The 6,225-nt window shown below is 59.0% G+C and carries 4 protein-coding genes; 2 read left to right on the forward strand and 2 right to left on the reverse strand.

What is annotated here, in order from left to right:
* Window positions 1–80: 80 nt before the first annotated feature.
* Window positions 81–2,036 carry a glucosidase family protein gene (locus tag A9Q02_RS12790; protein ID WP_245860531.1) on the reverse strand — a complete coding sequence of 652 codons (1,956 nt, stop codon included), beginning with the start codon at window positions 2,034–2,036 and terminating at the stop codon, window positions 81–83.
* 133 nt (window positions 2,037–2,169) lie between these two features.
* Here A9Q02_RS12790 and trpS point away from each other — a divergent pair, with 133 nt between their 5' ends.
* Together trpS and trpE are read left to right on the forward strand one after the other, a co-directional pair.
* The gene (gene trpS, locus A9Q02_RS12795; RefSeq protein ID WP_097653481.1) at window positions 2,170–3,171 is read left to right on the forward strand and encodes a tryptophan--tRNA ligase; all 1,002 of its coding nucleotides are present in this window, start codon (window positions 2,170–2,172) and stop codon (window positions 3,169–3,171) included.
* Window positions 3,172–3,297: 126 nt separating this feature from the next.
* Entirely contained in the window at window positions 3,298–4,806 is a 1,509-nt protein-coding gene (gene trpE, locus A9Q02_RS12800) for an anthranilate synthase component I (protein WP_097653482.1), read from the forward strand.
* Window positions 4,807–4,885: 79 nt separating this feature from the next.
* On the opposite strand, the gene A9Q02_RS12805 is transcribed toward trpE, so the two are convergent.
* Window positions 4,886–6,049 (reverse strand): TRAP transporter substrate-binding protein, encoded by a 1,164-nt coding sequence (locus A9Q02_RS12805; protein WP_097653483.1) that lies wholly within the window; start codon window positions 6,047–6,049, stop codon window positions 4,886–4,888.
* Between the last annotated feature and the right edge of the window lie 176 nt (window positions 6,050–6,225).

The raw sequence follows: 6,225 nt of genomic DNA on the forward strand, positions 1-6,225 counted from the left end.
GGCGGTGATGCCGATTAGTTCCAGCGGCGAAGGCGTGCATCTTGGCCCCCTACCGCGGGAGGGCAGGTTTCGGCGGCAGTTCAGCGGAGTGTGACCTGTACGTTAACAAGTGGCCCGGCGGCGTTGAGTACGAGATAGCGGCTTGGGCCAACGGTTTCAATCTGGTAGGCCACTGGTTGTCCGTTGAGGATGACGCTGCGTACCGTGCGGAGCGTCGGCGGCAGCAACAGACGTACTTGGATGTTCTCGCCGCTTCCGGTGGCCTCAAGGGTCAACCGACCATCGCCCCCGCGTGTTGCCGGTGGGGTGTAGTTCCAGCGGTAGGCGGCGTACCCGTTTGAGGCGGCATAGCGGGCAACGGCGTAGGCGCTGGTGATGGGGGTACGTGGATCGGCCGGCCAGCGTGGGCTCAGACGAGCCGTGTTGTAGATCAGGCCGCGGTCTTCAATGCCGGCTGCCCCTTCGATCAAGGCACCAAGCATCGCACTCGACCCCCACCCGTCGGTGGGCAGAAATTCGCGTACAATCGCCACGCCACCGGTCGGATAGTACCAGAGGTAGGTTGAACCGGTACGACGGATTAACTGGTCGTAGCGGTAGAGAATATCAAACCCGTAGCTCTCGTAGCCGTGGCGAAAGGCACCGCGCGCCAGTTCGCCGCCGACCAGCGGCATAACGCCACCGTTGACATACTCGCCTGGGCGCTCGCCGAGGCGTCCGTCGAGACCAAAGGCGCCTGGGGGGAAGGGTGGGTCAATGCTGTACCATTCGGCAAAGGCGGTGCGTGACGGATCATTGAGTCGACGCTGGTATTCGGCCAGGATCGCCCGCCCCTGGGTCAGGCTCAAGACCCCTCGATTGAGCGCAACCGCATTCGAGAGGCTCAACTGAGTCGCTTCGTCAACACCTGGCACCTGGTAAGGCACGAGTTTGACGTGATGGGTGTAGAAAGTGCCATTCCAGCTGAGCCGGTTGAGGCGCACCATAATGTCGTTGGCAAGGCTGCGTCGCTGGGCCGCAAGCTCGACCTGGCCGGCCCGCTCTTCCATCGTCGCCAGCGAACGCAACGCTTCAGCTAGGCCCGTATTGTCGCCATGGAAGATGCCCCATTTGGTCTGTTCATCAATCCAGTGGCGTGGCGCTGGTTTGCCGGTGTCGGGGTCGGTTGTCGTCGGCCCATATTCGAAATCCCAGGTGTCAATCGTGAAGGGACGCTTGACCAGGCCCAGCGTGGGTTCCCAGCGCATGGGCGAGGTCAGCGTATAGTTGATCGCCTTCTGGGCTGAAGGGAGCATTCCGAGCATCCAGGCGGTATCGCCGGTGGTCTGCCAGGTCTCGTAGATCAACTGGACATAGAGGTATTCGACGTCGGCCTCGACGGGGGTACGCATTGCGGCAATGTTCCAATCGGGTCGGGCCACAAAATCGGGCAGGCTTCCATCTTCGGCCTGGATGCGCCGATTGGCTTCGAGCAGACTGGTCAGGTCGGTCTCGAAGTAGCGAAAGGCGCGATTCTGGTAGTAGTGGTCACGTAACCAGAGGAGGGGGCTATCAGGCGAGCGGTAGCCGACAACGGGTTTGCCGTCGAGGGTGTAGCTCAGGCGTTTCGAGGCCATAAACTCGGCCACGCGCTCATACAACTGATCAAACGGTACGACACCCGTTTCGATGGTTGTCTGGGCATCGAGGCGATAGAGTGTTCCATTGGCGACCTGGCGGCCATCGTCGAGAAAGAGCGCGGCCCAATGGTTGCCAAGGGTACCGCGGGGTAACACCTCGACCGCACCAAAGCCGTCGGCGAGCGTCAAGGAGAACGTGCCAACCTCACGTCCACGACCATCGAAGACAAGGAGCGTGGCGGGGCCACTATAGTCAGCGACATTGACATTGACGACCACCGGGGTCAACGGGGCAACAACAGGGTGGGCACTGGTAAAAGAAGCGCGCGCCTGGGCCTGGACAGGAACCAGGGGCAACGAAGTGAACACGAGCAGGATCACCAGGACGAACAGGGGCAATGAAGGCAAACGGGGCACTGAGGTTCCTTTCGTGGTTGGAAAAGTAGGCATATCCACTGAGGCGTGGCCTCAACATACAGCGAGCACAGGGCCGTTTTCTGCGGGGCAGTATACCATGCCTTGTGGCTCGGATAGACAAGGAGAAGCGAACATGAGTCCGAAACCGCGTGTCTTTTCGGGAATTCAACCCTCGGGCATGCTGCATTTGGGGAATTATCTTGGCGCGATCCAGCAGTGGGTGGCTGGCCAGGGTGAAAAGACCAATTTCATCTGCATTGTTGATCTGCACGCCATTACGGTGCCCCAGGATCCGGCGGCATTGCGACGCCAGACGCGTGAACTCGCGGCCCTGCTGATTGCGGCGGGCATCGATCCGCAACAAACGACCCTCTTTGTGCAGAGCCATGTCCGGGCGCATGCTGAGTGTTGCTGGATTCTCAACTGTGTCACCCCGCTGGGTTGGCTCGAGCGCATGACCCAGTATAAAATGAAAGCACAAAAACAAGAGAGTGTGCTCGCGGGTTTATTAGATTATCCAGTCTTGCAAGCCGCAGATATCTTACTCTACGATACGCATGAGGTTCCGGTTGGAGAAGACCAGAAGCAGCACATTGAGTTGACGCGGGATATTGCCCAGCGCTTCAATTACCTGTATGGTGAAACCTTTGTGGTTCCAGAGCCAGTGATTCGCGAGACTGGGGCCCGCATTATGGCGTTGAACGATCCGACGGCCAAAATGAGCAAGAGCGACTTTACGCGGGGCCATGCGATCCGCATCACCGACGAACCCGACGAGATCCGCTGGGTGGTGAAGCGTGCAGTCACCGACCCCGGGCGCGACATCACCTTCAGCGACGATCCCACCCGCGCTGGGGTCAACAACTTGCTGCAGATCTATGAACTCGCAACTGGCCTGAGTCGCTCCGCCATCGAAGCCCATTTTATGGGCAAGGGGTATGGTGCGTTAAAAAACGATGTTGCGGAAGCGGTCATCGAAGTGCTTCGTCCGATTCGTGAGCGGTATTATCATCTGATTGACGATCCGGCGGAACTGGATCGCATCCTCGTCATCGGGGCTGAGCAGGCGCGGGCCGTTGCCGAACCAAAAGTTCGCCTGGTGATGGAGCGGGTTGGTTTTGTCTTAGCAACCTGATGAGGTGTTGGGCACCGCAAGCCCTCAGGCATCGTTTGCTGGTTCAAAACGCCAGCGTAGTTGGCGTTTTGAACCAGCAAACGATAGGGTTTTGGGGCGGCAGCCCCTTAAACAAAAAGGAAAACCATGTACACACCCGATCTCAAAACGATACGCACCTTGCAAGGGCAAGGGAACCTCTGCCCAATCTACCGTGAGATCCTGGCCGATCTTGAAACGCCCGTCTCAGCGTATCTCAAGGTGGCGCACGGGAGCTATAGTTTTCTGCTCGAGAGTGTTGAAGGTGGGCAGCATATCGCCCGGTACTCGTTCATCGGCAGTGATCCGTATATGGTGTTGCGGCTTGATCGCGGTACGGCACAGGCCGTGCAGGGCGGGTACAAACAGACGCTTCCCTATACTGATCCGCTGGTGGTGCTCGACAGCTACCTCAACGCCTACCGACCGGTGCGCTTGCCAGATCTGCCGCGTTTTGTTGGGGGCGCCGTTGGCTACCTGAGCTACGAGACGGTCAGTTACTTCGAGCGGCTTCCCGTGCCCGAGGCGTGTGCCTACCAGATGCCCGAAGGTCTCTGGATGTTCGTAGATACACTGTTGATTTTTGATCATCTGCGCCACAAGATCAAGGTCTTGTCACACGTTCACCTTGATGCCGAGGATCTAGAGGCAGAGTACGAGCGGGCCACGGCGCGCATCGAGGCATTGGTGGAACGACTACGCCAGCCGGTGAGCGTGCGTGATCGTCTGGTAGGTGGCGAGCGCAACTACGAACCGCATTCAGCGATCGATCCGGTCGTACCGACCGAGCCCCAATCCAATGTGAGTCGCGACGCGTACCACGCGAACGTCTTGCATGCCAAAGAGTACATCATGGCGGGCGACATCTTTCAGGTGGTGCCCTCGCAGCGTTTCACTCGTCCGACAACGGCTGATCCCGTGACTATCTATCGCGCCCTGCGCACGGTCAACCCATCACCCTACATGTTCTTATTGCGTACGGCAGAAGGCGATCTCGTTGGTGCCTCGCCGGAATTGCTGGTACGGGTACAGGAGGGTGAAGTATTGACGCACCCGATTGCGGGGACGCGGCGGCGGGGGCATGATCTGGTGGAAGATGCCGCCCTCGCCGACGAGTTATTGCATGACGAAAAAGAGCGGGCCGAACACCTGATGCTGGTTGACCTGGGGCGCAACGACATCGGGCGGGTCAGTGAGGCAGGCACCGTACGCGTACCTGACTTTATGTTTGTCGAAAAGTATAGCCATGTTATGCACCTGGTGAGCCATGTGACGGGCAAACTCCGGGCTGACCTGAAAGCCCTTGATGCACTGCGGGCGTGTTTCCCTGCGGGTACGGTGAGTGGCGCACCAAAGATCCGGGCGATGGAGATCATTGCTGAGCTCGAGGGCAATCGGCGGGGCATCTATGCAGGGTGTGTGGGTCATGTTGGCTTTAACGGCGACCTGGACACATGCATTGCGTTGCGCACGATGGTCGTGCAGAACGGAGTTGCCTACATTCAGGCTGGTGGGGGGGTTGTGGCGGACAGCGATCCGGAAGCGGAATACCAAGAGAGTCGCAATAAAGCGGCGGCGCTCTTGCGCGCTATTGACCTAGCGGAGACCATGCTTTGAGGGGCGATGGGGATACAGCGAGGGGCGCGACAGCATTGCCATCGCGCCCCTCGTGCAATCCGAACGAGTTTGGAACTCGTTAATCGATTGGGTTATTGTAGACGAAATTCGTAAACGTTGCCTCGTTGGCGCTATTCCAGCCAAAGACGCGGTTACGGAAATCCTTCCACGGCTCAAAGATCTCCTTGAAGATCGGCGTACTGGCAGCAGTCTCTTCGTAGAGTTCAAAGGCGGCTGTCTGAGCTGCGGCCATAATCTCATCGCTATAGGTGCGCAGTTGCACCCGACCACCCGAAAGAATGCGCTGGAGGGCATCACCATTCAGGGCCTCGTACTTGGAAATCATATTCATATTTGATTCCCAGGCCGCGACCTTGAAGATACGCTGATATTCGACGGGGAGCTTACTCCACGCATCGGTGCCAGCCATCGCATGCAGCGTTGGGCCTGGTTCCCACCAGCCTGGCGAGTAGTAGAACTGCGCGGCATCGGGAAGGCCAAGCTTCTCATCATCGTAGGGGCCGACCCACTCGGCGGCATCAACGGCACCGGTCGAGAGCGCCTGGAAGATCTCACCACCGGGGATCGTCTGGGTCACGGCGCCGAGGCGCTGGATGACCTGACCACCGAGGCCGGGGATACGCACACGCAGACCCTGGAGGTCAGCGACGGTATTGATCTCACGGCGGAACCAGCCACCCATCTGGGTACCGGTATTGCCAGCGGGGAAGATCACCGAGCCAAACTCAGCGGCGAGCTTATCGAGCGCCTCGTTGCCACCGCCGTGGTAGAGCCAGGCATTCTGCTGGGTTGCGGTCAAGCCAAAGGGCAGCGAGGTTGCGATACCCCAGGCCGGATTGAGGCCAACGTAGTAATACATCGCCGAGTGGCCCGATTCGACGGTACCCTGCTGCACATTTTGCAGTACCTCAAGGCCACCAAACAACTCACCGGCGGGGAAGGTGGTAATCTTGAACATCCCATCAGTCAACTCGCTCACGCGCTCAGCGAGTACCGTGGCACCACCATAGATCGTATCAAGCGAAATAGGCCAACTCGTACCCATGCGCCACTCAACGGCTGGCAGTGACGAAGCCTGTGCAGGGGCCTGGGCTTCACCTGGGGCTGCTGTGGCATCAGCAGCGGGAGGTGTTGCGGGGGCGCCGCCACATGCGGCGAGAGTCATGCCGACCGTACCGAGTACACCAGCCGCCGCGCCGCGAAGAAACTCACGTCGTTTCATGCTTGCTCCTGAGCATCTGTTATTATTACGGGACAGGGAAAACGTTGGGATATTATAACAGGTCTCGTATTTTCAAGCAAGCGTATTGTAGGGCTCAGGTAGGGCGATTGCATCTTCCGTGTATGCATCCCACCAGGGCACCCGCAAGGGCACCCGCAAGGGGTGCCCGTACACCA

The sequence above is a fragment of the Candidatus Chloroploca asiatica genome (assembly GCF_002532075.1).
Classification (GTDB): Bacteria; Chloroflexota; Chloroflexia; order Chloroflexales; family Chloroflexaceae; genus Chloroploca; species Chloroploca asiatica.

Coding starts and splice junctions, on each gene's coding strand:
- A9Q02_RS12805 (WP_097653483.1), bottom strand. CDS start 6,049: ATGAAACGACGTGAGTTTCTTCGCGGCGCGGCGGCTGGTGTACTCGGT.
- trpE (WP_097653482.1), top strand. CDS start 3,298: ATGTACACACCCGATCTCAAAACGATACGCACCTTGCAAGGGCAAGGG.
- trpS (WP_097653481.1), top strand. CDS start 2,170: ATGAGTCCGAAACCGCGTGTCTTTTCGGGAATTCAACCCTCGGGCATG.